11 protein-coding genes and 1 tRNA gene are annotated in these 16,832 nt (G+C 69.3%); 9 read left to right on the forward strand and 3 right to left on the reverse strand.

Going from position 1 to position 16,832, the window contains the following annotated elements:
- The first annotated feature begins 392 nt into the window (after positions 1-392).
- The 5 genes from dnaN to gyrA all read left to right on the forward strand — a co-directional run bounded on the left by dnaN (position 393) and on the right by gyrA (position 8,595).
- Positions 393-1,601 (forward strand): DNA polymerase III subunit beta, encoded by a 1,209-nt coding sequence (gene dnaN / locus AC08OV_RS00495; RefSeq protein WP_476614348.1) that lies wholly within the window; start codon positions 393-395, stop codon positions 1,599-1,601.
- Between the two features lies 1 nt (position 1,602).
- A complete protein-coding gene (gene recF / locus AC08OV_RS00500; RefSeq protein WP_476614349.1) occupies positions 1,603-2,820 on the forward strand; it encodes a DNA replication/repair protein RecF in 1,218 nt (405 codons plus the stop codon).
- Entirely contained in the window at positions 2,810-3,631 is an 822-nt protein-coding gene (locus tag AC08OV_RS00505) for a DciA family protein (RefSeq protein ID WP_476619120.1), read from the forward strand. Before recF ends, AC08OV_RS00505 begins: the two co-directional genes overlap by 11 nt.
- Positions 3,632-3,961: 330 nt before the next feature.
- A complete protein-coding gene (gene gyrB / locus AC08OV_RS00510; RefSeq protein WP_476619121.1) occupies positions 3,962-5,896 on the forward strand; it encodes a DNA topoisomerase (ATP-hydrolyzing) subunit B in 1,935 nt (644 codons plus the stop codon).
- Positions 5,897-6,102: 206 nt separating this feature from the next.
- A complete protein-coding gene (gene gyrA, locus AC08OV_RS00515) occupies positions 6,103-8,595 on the forward strand; it encodes a DNA gyrase subunit A (RefSeq protein WP_462203711.1) in 2,493 nt (830 codons plus the stop codon).
- A 761-nt stretch (positions 8,596-9,356) separates the two neighbouring features.
- On the opposite strand, the gene AC08OV_RS00520 is transcribed toward gyrA, so the two are convergent.
- On the reverse strand, positions 9,357-9,830 hold the full coding sequence (locus AC08OV_RS00520; protein WP_476619122.1) for a hypothetical protein: 474 nt from the start codon (positions 9,828-9,830) through the stop codon (positions 9,357-9,359).
- Here AC08OV_RS00520 and AC08OV_RS00525 point away from each other — a divergent pair.
- Entirely contained in the window at positions 9,829-10,461 is a 633-nt protein-coding gene (locus tag AC08OV_RS00525) for a DUF3566 domain-containing protein (RefSeq protein WP_476619123.1), read from the forward strand. The two genes, AC08OV_RS00520 and AC08OV_RS00525, sit on opposite strands and share 2 nt — an antisense overlap.
- Positions 10,462-10,524: 63 nt before the next feature.
- Positions 10,525-10,598 (forward strand) — tRNA-Ile (locus tag AC08OV_RS00530).
- 485 nt (positions 10,599-11,083) lie between these two features.
- On the opposite strand, the gene AC08OV_RS00535 is transcribed toward AC08OV_RS00530, so the two are convergent.
- Both AC08OV_RS00535 and AC08OV_RS00540 read right to left on the reverse strand, forming a co-directional pair.
- Positions 11,084-12,292: an acyltransferase family protein gene (locus AC08OV_RS00535; RefSeq protein ID WP_476614887.1), complete on the reverse strand. Its 1,209-nt coding sequence runs from the start codon at positions 12,290-12,292 to the stop codon at positions 11,084-11,086.
- A gap of 236 nt (positions 12,293-12,528) precedes the next feature.
- On the reverse strand, positions 12,529-14,610 hold the full coding sequence (locus tag AC08OV_RS00540) for a glycosyltransferase family 2 protein (RefSeq protein ID WP_476614886.1): 2,082 nt from the start codon (positions 14,608-14,610) through the stop codon (positions 12,529-12,531).
- Positions 14,611-15,411: 801 nt separating this feature from the next.
- Between AC08OV_RS00540 and def the strand changes: the two genes are divergently transcribed.
- On the forward strand, positions 15,412-16,086 hold the full coding sequence (def, locus tag AC08OV_RS00545) for a peptide deformylase (RefSeq protein ID WP_476601933.1): 675 nt from the start codon (positions 15,412-15,414) through the stop codon (positions 16,084-16,086).
- A 70-nt stretch (positions 16,087-16,156) separates the two neighbouring features.
- Positions 16,157-16,774 carry a class I SAM-dependent methyltransferase gene (locus AC08OV_RS00550; protein ID WP_476619124.1) on the forward strand — a complete coding sequence of 206 codons (618 nt, stop codon included), beginning with the start codon at positions 16,157-16,159 and terminating at the stop codon, positions 16,772-16,774.
- The last annotated feature ends 58 nt before the right edge of the window (positions 16,775-16,832 follow it).

Below are 16,832 nucleotides of genomic sequence, written 5' to 3' on the forward strand. Positions count from 1 at the left end.
GGGACGGCCTGTGGAGGGACAACGTGGTCCTTGTGGACGCAGATCGGGCCTGGGGATAACCACTGCGCGCATGCACAGATCCACCCACAAGATTTGCACCGGCCGACAACCCCTCTGACCTGCGGAAACAGCAGTTATCCCCAGTATCCACACCCCCTACTACTACGACCAACTAGATTTTTCTAAGAATGATCAAAAGCTCTTAGTACTAGGGGGTGTGGACAACGGCTCGAGCCCGGAGCCGAGCGATCTACGTGCCGCGGCTGGACCCCGGGCAAGCGCCCGGAGCGCGGCCGACCGCTCGTCGGCGTCTGCTGGCACTCTGAGATGCTGGTCGGTGTTCCCTGCGGGGTGACTCCGAACAACCGGAGGGAACGACAGGAGGCCTAACCATGAAGTTCCAGGTGGAACGGGACGAATTCACCGAAGCGGTCGCCTGGACCGCACGCACGTTGCCAAGCCGGCCGACCACCCAGTTGCAGGTGCTCTCGGGCCTGCTCCTCGACGCGACCGGACCGATGCTCAAGATCGCCGCGTACGACTACGAGGTGGCCGCCCAGTGCACGGTGCACGCGACCGTGTCGGAGGAGGGGCGCGGGCTCGTCAACGGCAAGCTGCTCGCGGAGATCACCCGGGCGCTGCCCGCGGCACCGGTCGATCTGGGCATCGACGGCACCCGTTTGATGATCACTTGTGGCAATGCTCGGTTCGCGTTGCCGATGCTGCCGGTGGACGACTACCCAGCCCTTCCGGCCATGCCCCCGATCACGGGGCACATCGAGGGATCCGCGTTCGCTGCGGCGGTCTCACAGGTGGCGATCGCGGCCGGTCGTGACGACACGCTGCCGGTCCTTACCGGGGTCCGCATCGAGATCGAGGGGGACACCCTCACCCTCGCCGCGACCGACCGTTACCGGCTCGCCGTCCGGACGCTGAAGTGGCGGCCGTCGGAAACAGCCGCCGGGCTCGGTGTGGGCGGTGTGGGCAGCCCCCCGCCCACACCGCCCACACCGGTCACGGTCGCCCTCGTGCCGGCCCGCACCTTGCTCGACACCGCGAAGTCGTTGTCAGGTTCGGGGGTGGAGGTGTCCATCGCGCTCGGGACGGGGCCCTCCGGCGAGACGCTGGCTGGTTTCGCCGGCTCGACCCGGCAGACGACGACCCGGTTGCTCGACGGAAGCTTCCCGCCCTACCGCAAGCTGTTGCCGGACAGCTCGCCGTTGATCGCGCAGCTGGAGATCGCCCCGTTGCAGGAGGCTGTCAAACGGGTGGCGCTGGTCGCTGCGAAGACCGCACCGGTGCAGCTGACGTTCTCCCCGGACCACCTCGTGCTGGAGGCTGGAACGGGCGGTGAGGCGCAGGCGACGGAGACCCTCCCGGTGACCTACGACGGGCCGGAGCTGTCTGTGGCGTTCAACCCGTCGTACCTGCTCGACGCGCTCGGGGCGCTGGAGTCGGACGTCGTACGGGTCGGTTTCGCCAGCGCGGAGGACCCGGCGGTGGCGGCGAACAAGCCGGCGATCCTGACCGGGAAGGCCGACGACGACGGCGAGGTCCCCGACTACCGGTACCTGCTGATGCCGATCCGCCTGCACGGGTGACGTGCACCTCACGCACCTGTCCCTCGTCGACTTCCGGTCCTACCCAGCCCTTGACCTGACGCTGGGTCCGGGAGTGGCCACCTTCGTGGGTGGTAACGGCCAGGGGAAGACCAACGTGATCGAGGCGATCAGCTATGTCGCCACGCTGGCCAGCCACCGGGTCGCCGGGGACGCCCCGCTGGTCCGTGACGGCGCGTCTCGGGCGGTCATCCGCGCCAGGATCGTCCGGGGTGACCGGGCCGCGCTGGTGGAGATCGAGATCGTTCTGGGAAAGGCGAACCGGGCCCGGTTGAACCGGGCTCCCGTCGCCCGGCCGCGTGACATCGTCGGTCTGCTGTGCACGGTGCTGTTCGCCCCGGAGGACCTGGCCCTGGTGAAGGGGGATCCGGCGCAGCGTCGTCAGTTCCTCGACGAGCTGCTGATCGCCCGGACCCCGAGGATGGCCGCGGTCCTCGCCGACTACGACCGGGTCCTCAAACAACGATCGACCCTGCTACGCACCGCCGGGACGGCCCGGCGAGCCGGGGGGCAGGGAGATCTGCGCACCCTCGACGTCTGGGACGGGTACCTGGCCACGCATGGCGCCGAGGTGCTGGCCGCGCGGTTGGCACTCGTCGATGCGTTGCGGCCGGCCGTGGCTGCGGCGTACGAGGCCGTCGCCGGCGCCGAGTCCGCCACCGCGCTGGACTACCGTTCCAGCGTCACCCTCCCGGACACCTTGCCTGCACCGGGTCCACCGGGTCCACCGGGTCTAGCGGGTCTAGCGGGCCAGCCAGAGCAGCCGGGCGCAGGTCGGCCGGGTCCGGCGGCACCGGATCGGACCATGCTGGCGGAGGCGATCCGCGCCGATCTGGAGGCCGCCCGGCCGCGGGAGGTCGAACGGGGGATGACGCTGGTCGGTCCGCACCGCGACGATCTACTCTTGTCGATCAACGGGCTCCCGGCCCGAGGCTACGCGAGTCACGGCGAGTCTTGGTCCCTCGCCCTCGCGCTCAAGCTGGCCTCGTTCGACCTGCTGCGTGCCGATGACCGCGAGCCGGTCCTGCTCCTGGACGACGTTTTCGCCGAACTGGACACGCGTCGCCGCGGTCGGCTCGCGGAACTCGTCGCCTCCGCGGAGCAGGTACTGGTCACAGCCGCGGTCGAAACCGACGTTCCCACGGAGCTGACCGGGGTGCGGTACGCCGTCGCCGACGGAGAGGTCCAGCATGCCCACTGAGCGCCCAGACCCCCGGGACCATCCCACCGCGTCCGGGTCCACCGCGTCCGGGTCCACCGCGTCCGGGCGGTCCCGGGGAGGGGCCGGGAGCCGAGGGAAGACCGAGGGGCCGGACGGCACCGCAGCCCGCGGAGCGGACCTGGCGCGGGAGATCCTCGCCCAGGCCAAACGGGACGCGCGGGAGCGTGGGCGGGGACGGGGGGGCGCCGGCCACACCGCCCGCCACCCGGCCGGGCCGGGTCCGGCCGGACCCGGCCCTGGTTGCGGTGGCGGGATGCCAGGTGCTGACGGCGGCACGTGGGCCGATGAGGAGGCATCCGCCGGCGCCACCGGGACGGGCGGCCCGTGGGGCCCGGGCTCTCGGGCCCGCCTCGGTGCCCGGCGGGCCGACCCGTCGGACGACCAGGTGCCCCGCCGGCCGCGGATGCCGGGCATCGCACCGCCCGGCCGGGAATGGCGCGAACCGGTCGGTTTCGGGACGGCGATCAACCGGCTGCTGGCGGCCCGTGGTTGGAAGGCTCAGGCGAGCGATGCGAACGTCCTGGCCCGATGGGATGTCATCGTCGGGCCGGACATCGCCGACCACTGCACCCCGGTGTCCCTGCGTGACGGAGACCTGGAACTTGTCGCGGAGTCGACGGCCTGGGCGACCCAGCTGCGCATGCTGTCCCGGCAGCTCCTCGGCATCCTGCACCGGGAGCTCGGTCCACACGTGGTCCGCCGGATCGTTGTGCGTGGACCGACGGCGCCGTCCTGGCGGCACGGGTCCATCCGAACCGGCGGTCGAGGACCCCGTGACACCTACGGCTGAGACCGGCGTTCGGCTGGCGCCCGCCTGACGCTCCCTGCGCCCCTGCGCTCTCCAGTAGCCCCGGTGCTCCAGGCGCCCCTTGGCGCCTGGAGCGTGCCTGTGGTATCCGTCGGGGCGACTGAGGTGATCATGACGGTTCCGCGGGGTCGCGGTGCCGGTGACAGGCGTGGAGGCGCGCCAAGGCGGTCGGGGGAGTCGGTCCGGTAGGGGGGGTTGGCCATCCCCATGTGCGTGGCGCTGCGCAGACGTCAGAGGGCTCCCTGCGTCCGCTATGGCGGGTTGCCGGGTAGACTGGTGGATACTTCCGCCCAGAACGAGGGGACCCGCCGCGTGGCCTACGATGCAAGTTCGATCAAGGTTCTCGAAGGTCTTGACGCGGTCCGCAAGCGTCCTGGCATGTACATCGGCTCCACTGGAGAGCGTGGACTGCATCATCTCGTCTACGAGGTCGTGGACAACGCGGTGGACGAGGCGCTCGCCGGTTACTGCGACACCATCACCGTGACGCTGCTTGCCGACGGCGGGGTGCGGGTCACCGACAACGGCCGCGGCATTCCCGTCGGCATGCATCCCACCGAGAAGCGGCCCGCCGTCGAGGTCGTGCTGACCACCCTGCACGCCGGCGGGAAGTTCGACGGCAAATCGTATGCGGTGTCCGGCGGGCTGCACGGAGTCGGCGTCAGCGTGGTCAACGCGCTGTCCACCCGGCTCGACGTGGAGATCCAGCGGGAGGGGCACGTCTGGTTCCAGCCGTACGTGGCGACCCGCCCGGACAAGCCGCTGGCCAAGACCGGTACCACCCGCAAGACCGGGACGTCGGTCACCTTCTGGGCGGATCCGACGATCTTCGAGACCACCGAGTACAAGTACGAGACGCTCTCCCGCCGCCTGCAGGAGATGGCCTTCCTCAACAAGGGGCTGTCGATCACGCTCGTCGACGAGCGTGACGAGGAACGCATGGCGGTCACCTACAAGTACGCCAACGGCCTGGTCGACTTCGTCGGTCACCTCAACGCCACGAAGGACACCATCCACCGCAGCGTGATCTCGCTGGAGTCGAAGGGCGTGGGCATCGAGGCCGAGCTCGCGATGCAGTGGAACGGCGGCTACACCGAGTCGGTCTACACCTTCGCGAACACCATCAACACCCACGAGGGCGGCACCCACGAGGAGGGTTTCCGGGCCGCGCTGACCAGCGCCGTCAACGCCTACGCCAAGGACCAGAACCTGCTCAAGCCGGTGAAGGCCGGGGCCAAGAACAGCGACGAGCGGCTCTCCGGCGACGACATCCGGGAGGGCCTTACCGCGATCATCTCGGTGAAGCTCGCGCAGCCGCAGTTCGAGGGCCAGACCAAGACCAAGCTCGGCAACACCGAGGCCAAGAAGTTCATCCAGGAGATGTGCTACTCGGCGCTCAAGGACTGGTTCGAGGTCAACCGCACCGAGGCCCGGGCTATCGTCAGCAAGGCGCTCGACGCCCAGCGGGCCCGCATCGCCGCCCGTCAGGCCCGCGATCTGACCCGGCGCAAGGGTCTGCTCGGCGGCACCGGTCTGCCGGGCAAGCTCGCCGACTGCCAGTACACCGATCCCGAGCGGTGCGAGCTGTACATCGTCGAGGGTGACTCGGCGGGTGGGTCGGCCAAGGGCGGTCGGGACTCGAAGTTCCAGGCGATCCTCCCGCTGCGAGGAAAGATCCTCAACGTCGAGAAGGCCCGCATCGACCGCGTCCTGAAGAACACCGAGGTCCAGGCCCTCATCCAGGCGCTGGGTACCGGCATCCACGACGATTTCGACATCGCGAAACTGCGCTACCACAAGATCGTATTGATGGCGGACGCCGACGTCGACGGCCAGCACATCCGGACCCTGCTGCTGACGCTGCTGTTCCGGTTCATGCGCCCGCTGGTCGAGGCCGGTCACGTGTTTCTGGCGCAGCCGCCGCTCTACAAGATCAAATGGGGTAGGGAGGACTGGGAGTACGCCTACTCCGACCGGGAGCGCGACGGGCTGGTCGCCCGCGGGGTGGAGTCCGGGCGCAAGCTGCCCAAGGATGCCATCCAGCGCTTCAAGGGTCTCGGCGAGATGAACGCCACCGAGCTGTGGGACACCACCATGGACCCGGACCGGCGCATCCTGCTGCAGGTCACGCTCGACGACGCGGCGGTCGCCGACGAGTTGTTCTCCGTGCTCATGGGTGAGGATGTCGACGCGCGTCGCAGCTTCATCCAACGTAATGCCAAGGACGTGCGTTTCCTGGACATCTGACCCGGCCGTGTCGCGTGCCTCGGATCGGTCGTCGGGTGACCCTCAGGTCGGTCCGGGCGCGGCGATCCCGACGGTCCGACCCGGCGGACGGAGGGCTCCGGATCCCACCCGCCGTCGGATCCACCCGGCCCCGTTGCTCGGGGCGCCCGTCCCGCCCTGACGCCCTAACGCCCTGACGACTGCTCCCACTGCCCTGGAAGGACCCCGTGGTCGACGTCCTACCTCCTCCCCCCGGCGACCGCATCGAGCCCATCGGCATCGAAGTCGAGATGCAGCGGTCGTATCTCGACTACGCCATGTCGGTCATCGTCGGCCGTGCGCTGCCGGAGGTACGCGACGGGCTCAAGCCCGTCCATCGCCGGGTCCTCTACGCCATGTACGACGGCGGCTACCGCCCCGACCGCGGGTACTTCAAGTGCTCCCGCGTGGTCGGGGACGTCATGGGTAACTACCACCCCCATGGCGACACGGCGATCTACGACACCCTCGTCCGGCTCGCGCAGGGCTGGTCGTTGCGCTACCCGCTGGTCGACGGGAACGGCAACTTCGGCTCGCCCGGCAACGATCCACCCGCCGCCATGCGGTACACCGAGGCGCGGATGGCGTCCTTGGCGATGGAGATGCTGCGTGACATCGACCAGGAGACGGTCGACTTCGCCCCGAACTACGATGGGCGTTCGCAGGAGCCGCTCGTTCTGCCCAGCCGGTTCCCGAACCTGCTCGTCAACGGCGCCGGCGGCATCGCGGTCGGCATGGCGACGAACATCCCGCCGCACAACCTGCGCGAGGTCGCGAAGGGCGTGCGGTGGGCGCTCGACCACCCGGACGCGAGCGACTCCGAGTTGCTCGAGGCGCTGATCGGCCTGATCAAGGGCCCGGACTTCCCGACCTCGGGGCTCATCGTCGGCCGTAACGGCATCGAGGAGGCCTACCGCACCGGCCGCGGCAGCATCCGGATGCGGGCGGTGGTGAACGTCGAGGAGAACAAGGGCCGCACCCAGCTCGTCGTCACCGAGCTGCCCTACCAGGTGAACCCGGACAACCTCGCCGAGAAGATCGCCGAACTGGTCCGGGACAACAGGGTCACCGGTATCGCCGACGTCCGGGACGAGACCTCGGCGCGCATCGGCCAGCGTCTGGTCATCGACCTCAAGCGCGACGCCGTCGCCAAGGTCGTGCTCAACAACCTCTACAAGCACACCCAGCTCCAGGACACCTTCGGCGTCAACATGCTGGCGATCGTCGACGGCGTGCCGCGTACCCTCCGCCTCGACCAGATGGTCCGCTACTACGTCGAGCACCAGATCGACGTCATTGTCCGCCGGACCCGCTATCAGCTGCGCAAGGCCCGCGAGCGGCTGCACGTCCTGGACGGTCTGCTGATCGCGCTGGATCACCTCGACGAGGTCATCAATCTCATCCGCAACGCCGAGTCGGCGGACGTGGCCCGCGGCCAGCTGATGGAACGCTTCTCGCTGTCGGAGATCCAGGCCACCGCCATCCTCGACATGCAGCTGCGCCGGCTCGCCGCCCTGGAACGTCAGCGGATCATCGACGAGGCGGCCGAACTTCGCGCGAAGATCTCCGATCTGGAGGCGATCCTGGCCTCGCCGACCCGGCAGCGGCAGATCATCGGCGAGGAGCTCGCCGAGGTCGTCGAGAAGTTCGGCGACGAGCGGCGAACCCGTCTCGTCCCGTTCGAGGGCGACATGTCCATCGAGGACCTGATCGCCCAGGAGGACGTGGTCGTCACCGTCACCCGCGGCGGTTACGCCAAGCGCACCAAGACCGACCTCTACCGCTCGCAGCGCCGCGGCGGCAAGGGCGTGCAGGGCGCGGCGCTGCGCGAGGACGACATCGTCGAGCACTTCTTCGTCACGACCACCCACCACTGGCTGCTGTTCTTCACGAACAAGGGCCGGGTGTACCGGGCGAAGGCGCACGAGCTGCCCGAGCAGGCCAGGTCGGCCAAGGGCCAGCACGTCGCGAACATCCTGGCTTTCGGGCAGGATGAGCGGATCGCCGAGGTCATCGCGGTCAAGGACTACGAGGCCGCCCCCTACCTGGTCCTGGCGACCAAGCGCGGGCTGTGCAAGAAGACCGCGCTGCATGACTTCGACTCGAACCGGGCCGGTGGCCTGGTGGCGATCAACCTGCGCGACGACGACGAGCTGATCGCCGCCCGGCTCGTGGCGCCCGGCGACGATCTGCTCCTGGTCAGCCGCAACGCCCAGTCGATCCGGTTCCACGCCGACGACGAGCAGTTGCGGCCGATGGGCCGGGCGACCTCGGGTGTGATCGGTATGCGGTTCGATGCCGAGGACGAGCTGCTGTCCATGGACGTCGTCGTGCCGGGTACGACGGCGGATCTGCTCGTCGCCACCTCCGGTGGATACGCGAAGCGGACGCCGCTGGCCGAGTACCCGGTGCAGGGCCGTGGTGGCAAGGGCGTGTTGACCGCTAAGATCGTCTCGACTCGCGGTGGTCTGGTGGGGGCACTCGTCGTCGATCCCGACGACCAGCTCTACGCCATCGCCTCCAACGGGGGTGTATTGCGGACCGTTGCCAAGGATGTACGGCGGGCGCAGCGGCAGACCATGGGAGTCCGGCTCATCGATCTGGAGTCCGGGGTGCAGGTTGTCGGAGTCGCGCGTAATGCTGATGCGGAGGACACCGACGCCGGGCCCCAGGAAAGCTGAGAGCGAGCCCCGAGAGGCTGACGGTCTCGTGGTCGTGGCCACCCACGCCGAGAACGACGCCGCCCGAGGGGACGGGTGTGCGCGGGACCCGTGCACACCGTCAGGACCGAACCGGGAGAGTCCGTGAGTGACAGTCAGGAAGACCGGCCAGCCCGGTCGGCGGTCTACCGCGCCCCCTCCTCGGCCGCCGGGTCGGAGGGAGCGCGTGATACCGAGCAGTCCCGCCGGCCGAGCAGAGGGGACGGGGCCGGCCCGCGGTCCACGGTGAGACCCGCTTCCGCTGGTTCCTCCGGTGCTGGCGGCGCGGCCAGGGGCGCGGGTTCCTCCGGCCCGGGTTCCGCGAGCCCGGGTTCCGCGGGTTCCGCCGGTGTTTCCGGTTCCGCCGGGCGTGATTCGGAAGCCGGTCGCCGGGCCGGCGCCGGGACGGCGCCGGGACGCGCGGCGGACGCCGCGGGCCGCTCGTTGTCGCTGCGGGACGGCCGTGGGGGGGACGCCGGCAGCGAGACGGTGAAGGTGCCCGCGGCCGGCGGTGGGCCCGCGTCCGGTAATCCGTTCTTCCAGCGGCCCGGGCGGTCCGGTCGGCCCGTGGATGAGCGGGAGGGCGGCCGCGGCCCGGCCGGAGGCGCGGCGGACTCGCCGCCGTCCTCCGCCGGGGGGCCGACGGGTTCGATTGGGTCGTCGAAGGCCGGGTCGTCGAAAGCTGGGTCGTCGAAAGCTGGGTCATCGAAGGCCGAGTCGTCGAAAGCCGAGTCGTCGAAGGCCTATCCGGCCGAACCCGGCTCGTCGGCGTCGGGTTCGGCGGCGCCCCGCTCCGGATCGGTCCCCGACGGGGCGAAGTCTCCCTTGTCCTCGCGGTCCTTGTCCAGCTCCTCCGCGGGCGCGTCGGGCGCGTCGGGCACGGGTTCGTCGGGTGGCCCCTCCACGGGACGTGCCAGCGGAACGTCGTCGGTGTCCCCATCCGGGTCGGCTCGTACCGGGGCCGCTGGAACCCACTCCGACGAGGCGGGCTCGGCTACCCGGAAACTCGGCTCGGCCGCCGTATCGTCGCCGGCGAAGTCCCTCGGCCTGGCGCCACCCGGACCCGGTCGAGCCACGCCAGGGGGGCCGGCAGTTCGCGTGGAGCCCCCGGCCGAACGGCCACAGGAGAACGACACCATCTCCCTGGTCCGCCCGCCCAGCATGACGAGGAGCCGTACCACGAATCCCGACAGGAACCGTGCCGCGCCCGAGCGCATGCCCGCCCCCGATCCGGTACGCCCCGCCGCGCCGGGCCCGGCGGGGGGCAGGCCCGGCGGTGCCGGCCCCACGGCGGCCTACGACCGGCCGCTCGCGGCGCCGGAGTCCGCGGGTACCGCCACGACGACGGGCGCTCTGAACAGCGTGACCACGACCTCCCCCGGCGCGCTCGACGACCAGCTCGAGCCGGTCTCCGCTGAGCGGGCGGGTGCCGGTCACTCTCCTAGCCGGTCCGGTCCCGGCTCGTCCGGTTCCGCCCGCCCGCCCGGTCAGGGCCGGCGGGCCAAGCTCAAGCTGTCCAAGGTCAATCCCCTCACGGTGACCCGGGTCAGCTTCGCGTTCTCCCTCTGCGTCTTTGTGGTTCTGCTCGTCGCGATCGCCGTGCTGTGGTTCGTCCTGAACTCGATCGGCGTGTTCGACAGTGTCTCCGACGCGGCCGACACCCTGACCGACAGCAGCAGCACCGACATCCGAGGATGGCTGTCGTTCGGCCGGGCAATGCAGATCAGCTTGCTCATCGGGGCGATCAACGTCATCCTCATGACCGCGCTGTCCACGCTCGGTGCCCTGCTCTACAACCTCTGCGCCGAGATGATCGGCGGCGTCGAGCTGACCCTGAGCGATCATTAGCTTGGAGGTGCGGCGGCGGTCCCACTCCTCCGCCGCCGTCCTGTATTCTTGCACTCGCAGCACGGACCTATAGCTCAGTCGGTTAGAGCGCTTCCCTGATAAGGAAGAGGCCGGTGGTTCAAGTCCACCTAGGTCCACGCGCTGGCCGGTCATGCTCGCCGCCCTGTGGGCGGCTTCGCCGTGGCCGTCATGCTGGCCGGGGGGGCCAAGCCCCCCAACCCCCCGCGTTGCGCCTTCGGCGCTCGCCGTGCCCAGCGGGGTGGTCGGGCCCCGGCGGCGGCGAGGTCTGAGATCGGGGCCGGGTCGACGTGCTGCGCGAGGTCGAGGGCAACGCCACAGGGACGACCCTCGGCTGCATAAACCGTCCACCGGTGATCCGGGAAGATCCCCGCGCATGCGGGGACGACACTTGCTGACCTGGGAATCTATCAGCGGAGCAGGCCGAAAAACTTCACTCCGCTAAGCCGGCCGTTGGCGGTCGGCAGGGTGCCAGACGTGGCGGCGGAACCAGTGTGCCCGTCAGTGTCCCGGCGACGGCGTCGGCGGGCCGCCGGCACGACGGTCCGCACGCGCGGCCAGCGCACATAGCGCAGCCGGCGCAGACCGGGAAGCCTGCGCCACGTCAGGGAGCTGGCCGTGCCGGTCGCGCCGAGGCGGACACCGAGGCGGCGGACACCGATGCGGGCACCGGGGTGTGGCGAAGCTTCTCCACCAGGATGGACAGCCGGCGGCCCGGTTTCTCCAGGACGACGTAGCTGATCCATCCACCGATGACGCCGGCCGTGACCAGCAGGGCGGCCACCCACGGAAACGCCGACGGCGCGTGACTGACCAGCCCGTGCCGGTCCAGCACTAGCAGCAGAATCGGCTCATGCCACAGGTACACGCTGTAGCTGATCATGCCGAGCCAGACGAATGCCGGGGTGGCGAAGAACCGGCGCCACAGCGTGTCGCGGGGCGCCAGCACGGAGGCGGCGAACAGCACACCGAAACCGATCGAATTCAGCGTGGAGAACGCCTCGAACGATGCCGCGGTGTGCCCCCGGACCATCGCGCCAGCGATGATGAGCCCGGCGGCGACGAACCGCAACGCACACGCGAGCGGGGCGGACAACGGCCGTTCCCGACCGCGGCGGACATAGAGAACCGCAGTGATCATTCCGAGGCCGAAGTTGCCGGCATAGTTCTGCGGCGAGAACCAGTACGCCCACTGGTCGTGCTGGGCCCGCACGATGTAGACCGCGTAGACGATCCAGACGGCGGACACCACGATCAGCAGGACCGGCGGCAGGCAGAGCCGCCGCCAGCGATGCGCCTCGGGCAGTCGATGGGTCTGCCGCCGCCGCAGCCAGCCGGCGACCAGGGCGAGGTAGAGATAGAAGTAGACCTCGACGGCCAGCGACCAGGCCGGGCCGATCGTGTAAAACACCCGTTTACTGTCGAAGACCTGGGTGAAGGTCAGGTGTTCGACCAGGTCGATCCAGTCGCCGGGCAGGCCGGGGTTGCGCGCCGCCCATACGATGATGAGCGCCGTGTAGTACAGCGGAAGAATCCGTAGCCCACGACGTATGAGCGTGTCTGTGGGTGACCGTTGGGTCCGGCCGGCCCTGACCCGGTTCACCATCGGCATATACAGCAGGAACCCGGAGACCAGGAAGAACCAACTGATCATCCCGTCGAAGGCGCCGAGGACCTGGCCGAGGAATGTACCCGCGTACGGCGTGTTGCCATCCCCGCGGCAGAACTGATAGGCGTGGAAAATGATCACCGAGATCGCCGCCACGCCGCGGAACCCGCCCAGGTCAACCAGCTCGAGCCTGGGATCGCCCACCGTCGTCCGCCGACGACCGCGGCGGTTTCCTCCGGTCCCTCCGGTGATACCTGCCTCCCCGGCCCGCGGCCGGGCCGAGGTCCGGACCGGCACCGTCGGCCGCTCCCTCGGTGGCGGTAACGGCGGTGGCGGCGGTGGCACCGGTGGCGGTGGGGGCTGCGCCCACCAGGACGGGAGAGCCGGCGCGGGCAGAACCCGGGACCTCGGCACGATGTTTCGAGGGTCGCCTGGTGTGGTCATGACCTGGCTTCGGGGTAAGGGACCACACCGCCCGCCGCGAAGCCGGTTGGAGGGACGGAGCCGGCTGGAGGTGCGGTCGCGCTGTCCGGCGTGACCGGGTCGGGCTGCGGCACGGTGCGTGGGGTCACGTGCCACTCTCGTTCCCGCAGCAGCTCCTTCACCGGTGCCAGCCGGGCGATGACGTTCTTGAACTCGCTGTAGAAGATGTTCATCAGGCAGAACTGGACGAACCAACTCCGGTGACGGCGGATCGTGGGGTCGGCGAGGGCGTACGCGAACAACGCCTGGATCGGGCCCGTCATCGTCGAGAACAGGGTGGCGACCACGTACAGGGAGACGTTCAACCGGAAACCGTGCTCGGCCTGCGGGTGCAGCAGACCGAAGGCGATCAGCGGATACATCTGGAGCGAAAGCCACGGATGTATCTCGCGCCAGCCCAGCAGCCAGAGCAGGCCGAGTTTCTGGCGGGCGGTGAGGTCTGGTGAGCCGACGGCTTTCCACAGATGCCGCCGGGAGACCTGGTACCAGCCCTGCGCCCAGCGCAACCGCTGCCGCCACAACGCCGACATCGTCGTCGGCGCCAGCTCGTAGGAGACCAGTTCCGGGTCTGCGACGATCCGCTCGCCGCTCATGATGGTGCGCAGGCTCGCGTCGATGTCCTCGGTCAGCATCGAGCCGCGCATACGGGTCTGGTGCAGCAGGTCGGTCCGCCAGTAGCCGTTCGACCCGCCGAAGATCCCGAAACCATGCATCCTCGCCCGGCCGGGATGACTCACCGCGTAGATCGACTCGAATTCCACGGCGACGGTGCGGCTGATCCGCGATGCCTCTCCGTTCCGGATCACGCAGTGCCCCTGGACGACCGCGGCTCCGTGCGACAGCCACCGCCAGGCCCGTCGGAAGGCGTCCGGTGCCGGATGATGATCCGCGTCGAAGACACCGACGAACTCACCGGTGACCACTGGCATCGCCGCGTTCACGTTCTGCGCCTTGGAGGTGCTGGTCGGCACATGCATCGGGACGAAACGGGGATCGGATTCGGCGATCCGCGCGAGCTTCTCCTCCACGGGCAGGTATCGGGGGGTGTTATAGGCGAGGATGATCTGTAGCGGACCCGGGTAGTCCAGCCGGAGGAACGCCTTGACCGTGTCGACGATCGTGGCCGACTCGTTCGGCAGATACGCGGCGATGATGGCGCTCGCCGCCGGGAACGGCGCGGCGGGCGCGTCCGGGCACTTCTCCGGTTCGAGCGCCGACAACTGCTCCAGGTAGGTGGTGAGGGTAGTGCCGGCCAGCGCGATGGCCAGGAGTGCGAAGACGACGTGGGTCGGATCGAGGCCCAGTGTGAACAGTGTGCTGTAGATCCCGAACGGGAGTCCGAGGCAGACCGCGGTCGAGACGACGATTTGGACGGCATCGGACGGCCGCAACCGTGTGTGCAACGGGCGCCCGGAACGTCGCGGCTGGTTCTCCGCCGGTTCCATCTTAGGGTCGTAACAGACGGGGACCATGTCGAGCTGCTGGGCGGCGAGACCCATGGCCAGCCGGGCCCGCCGCAGGGCGGTGGCATCGTCGATGGTGTCGTCCACCTGGACGAACCCCGGAACGGGGGTTACCCGCAGGCGCTCGCCGTCGACAGCGAAGTCACAGCTCGCGACCGTACGCACGATCTCGCCGAACGCCGCTTCGGCGGAGCGGCCCGGCCGCGTCGGCAGGACGACGACCACCTCGCCGGGGCGGCCCTGGCCGATGGCGGAGCCACGCCACCGATGCAGACCACCTGCCAAGGCAGCGACCTGATTGAGCAGGGACAGGCAGGCGCCCGGAGCGAGGCGCTCGCGCAGCCGGCCGAACTCGGCAATGTACAGAAGGCCGACGACACAACTCCGGCCCGTCGATCGAGTGCGGCTCCGGGCCTGCTGGATGGTCGCGACGGCGCGATCGTGGTGCTCGTGATGGTAATGCCGTCGTCCTGGCACCCGCATGACCCGCCGCCATCCGGATCCATTCGGGACGACGAGGTCACTCGTGCGCGGATCCAGATCCGCCACCGCGTACTCCGGCGGCGGAACTGCCATATTCAGTGTGTTGATCCCCCCCGGCGTCGGCCTTTCAGTGACCGTTTCAGCGAAATTCGCAGCCATGAACTGAACTCTCGCTAGATGCGCCGGATAATTCTAAATCTTTTTGGTGTAGGGAGTCGTGGGAACCGGGGCTGTACTCCTCTCGCCTGGCCGAAAAGTAAATACCTGGGAGCGTGATTCTCTGCTGGTTCGCTGGTTCGGCTTTATCGTGGCCGACACCTTACCAGCCGGGGTTCGGGTGCCTGTGGGTGGGCTGTGCGCCAGGGGGGGGATGATACGTTGCGTTGGGGGTATGTGAGTTAGATTTAACGTTCTGTTCATCCTTTCCGGTAATCATCCTTACTCGCGCGCGGATCGCGGACGATTCGGCGTCCGCGGTCTCCGCGGGAACGGCTACGGGAACGGCTGCGGGAACGGCTGCGGGAACGGCTACAGGACACGGCCGGCATGACCGGACGCGACTGGGCGCGACCGGGCACGGAAAAGGCTCCCCGGTTTTTCGGGGAGCCCTATGTACGCATGGTGTCGGTGAAGTTACGTCACGCAATGAATGGTCTGAGGTTCGCGCTCTTCCCGCAGGTAGCAGCCATGATGGCGCCGCGCCTGGTGATGCTGTTGATCATGGGAGTGGCCAGTCCGCCGAGCGGACAGGGGGTGCGATCTGTCAAGCTCGTAGCGAACGAAGCACGTCGAGGATCGGCGGTGGCGCGGGGTCGATCCTGCCGATCGGCAGGATCGACCCCGCGTCGACTCACGCGCAGGCGCGCCCCGGTCGGATGGAAGGAGATGCTCGCCATGGCCTCGCGCTTGGCGCGATCTGACGAGAAGGACGAGAAGGTCGATCGGCGGGTCCGGGTGCAGGGGGAGCCGGTCGACTCCTACCCGCAGCTGCCACCGGAGGTCGGCCGCGGTTCCATCCGCAGGATCACCGTTGTCGGCGAGCCTGTTCTGCACCGGCCCTGTAAGAAAATCACCGAGTTCGGGACCGCGGAGCTCGCTGCGCTGATCGACGACATGTTCACCACCATGTACGGCGCCGAAGGTGTCGGACTCGCGGCGAACCAGATCGACGTTGACGCCGCGGTCTTCGTCTACGACTGCACCGACGAGGATGGTGTGCGGCACGTGGGCCATCTGGTCAACCCCGTCCTGGAGGAGGCGCCGCCGACGGAGCGCCGGCTCGTCAAGGGAGATGAGGGGTGCCTGTCTGTTCCGGGGGCCTACATGGAGGTCGCCCGGCTCGGGCATGCCGCTGTCCGCGGTCAGGACCAGCACGGTGCCCCGCTCCGCCTGGAGGGAACCGGCTATTTCGCCCGTTGCCTGCAGCATGAGACCGATCACCTGTACGGCAGCCTCTACATAGACCGGCTGTCGAGCCGCGGACGCAAGAAGGCCCTCCGCGAGATGGAGGAGCGGACCGAGGAGATCTTCGCCCGCCGGGTCGAGGTGGCCGCCCAGCTCGGCAGGTAGCGTGCCACTGGCGCGCGCTACCTGTCCTGCGAGAAAGGCTACCTGTCCTGCGAGAAAGAGGGAGTCGGCGGTGGATGTGGTGTTGCGGCGGGCGGCCGAGGCGGCGACGGGCTTCATGCCCGCGGAGGAGGGCCTGGCGCTCTACGCGGCGGCGACGCGGGTATCGGCTGGCGGCCTGATCTGCGAGGTCGGCACCTACTGCGGTAAGTCGACCCTGTACCTGGCCGCGGCCGCCCGGACGGTGGGGGCGACGATGGTCACCGTGGATCATCATCGCGGGTCGGAGGAGAACCAACCCGGGTGGGAGTACCACGATGCCGATCTCGTCGACCCGCGTAGCGGCCGGCTGGACACGCTGCCCTTCCTGCGGCGGACGTTGGAGGACGCGGGCGTCGAGGACGTCGTGACGGCGGTCGTCGGCCGCTCCGAACGGGTGGGGCGATGGTGGTCGACCCCGGCCGACCTGCTCTTCCTCGACGGTGGGCACACCGAGGAGCAGGCCCAGGCGGACTACGAGGCCTGGGGCCGCCATGTGCGGCCCGGCGGTCTCCTGGCCATCCACGACGTCTTTCCGGACCCGGCGGACGGGGGTCAGGCGCCTTACCACGTTCTGGTGCGAGCGCTGGCGGAGGGCTTCCGCGAGCTGTCGTGCGCGGGTTCGCTGCGCGTCCTACGCCGCGTCGGCTGAGCGGCATCCGCAGGCCGGCCGCTGCCGAGGAAGCCGGCGCTCGGCGGGTGTCCCCACC

It is taken from the genome of Frankia sp. CeTa3Moorea, assembly GCF_978021225.1.

Bases quoted from the DNA above. Each gene is read 5' to 3' on its own strand.
- dnaN (WP_476614348.1), top strand. From the start codon at position 393: ATGAAGTTCCAGGTGGAACGGGACGAATTCACCGAAGCGGTCGCCTGG.
- AC08OV_RS00505 (WP_476619120.1), top strand. From the start codon at position 2,810: ATGCCCACTGAGCGCCCAGACCCCCGGGACCATCCCACCGCGTCCGGG.
- AC08OV_RS00525 (WP_476619123.1), top strand. From the start codon at position 9,829: ATGCCCGCCCCCGATCCGGTACGCCCCGCCGCGCCGGGCCCGGCGGGG.
- AC08OV_RS00520 (WP_476619122.1), bottom strand. From the start codon at position 9,830: ATGCGCTCGGGCGCGGCACGGTTCCTGTCGGGATTCGTGGTACGGCTC.
- AC08OV_RS00540 (WP_476614886.1), bottom strand. From the start codon at position 14,610: ATGGCAGTTCCGCCGCCGGAGTACGCGGTGGCGGATCTGGATCCGCGC.
- def (WP_476601933.1), top strand. From the start codon at position 15,412: ATGGCCTCGCGCTTGGCGCGATCTGACGAGAAGGACGAGAAGGTCGAT.